The organism is Cytobacillus oceanisediminis 2691, from assembly GCF_007678455.1.
GTDB classification, from domain to species: domain Bacteria; phylum Bacillota; class Bacilli; order Bacillales; family Cytobacillaceae; genus Mesobacillus; species Mesobacillus oceanisediminis_A.
In genome coordinates, this window is the sequence record NZ_VEEP01000076.1 from 1 (window position 1) to 333 (window position 333).

The 333-nt window shown below is 41.1% G+C and carries 1 protein-coding gene; it reads left to right on the plus strand.

The features are described from left to right. Positions 1 to 136: 136 nt before the first annotated feature. Positions 137 to 271 (plus strand): hypothetical protein, encoded by a 135-nt coding sequence (locus tag FS736_RS25320; protein WP_260983694.1) that lies wholly within the window; start codon positions 137 to 139, stop codon positions 269 to 271. The last annotated feature ends 62 nt before the right edge of the window (positions 272 to 333 follow it).

Consider the following 333-nt stretch of genomic DNA (forward strand, 5'->3'; position numbering starts at 1 on the left):
TGACAAGTGAATGGAATTTTTAGTATTTTTAGAATTAAAGGAAAGGAATTGGTGGGAAGAAGTTGTTGAGGAGTTTTGGTAAGGGGGGTTGAGATTGGATGGGATAGAGAGAGTTTTGATTTGAGGAGAGAATGTGATGAGGATGGAACAAGGAAAAGGAATATTGAAAAATGGAGAGGTGGGAGGAGATTTGAGAAGAGAAGAAATGGAGGGGATTGATTTCTTAATGAGGGTCGCCAAAGGAAGAGAAGAGTGGTTGTGTTGGTTTTGATAGGTATGGATGAGGCTGGTAAGTTAAAAGAAGGATAAGAGGTGGGGGGATGGGGAAAGGTG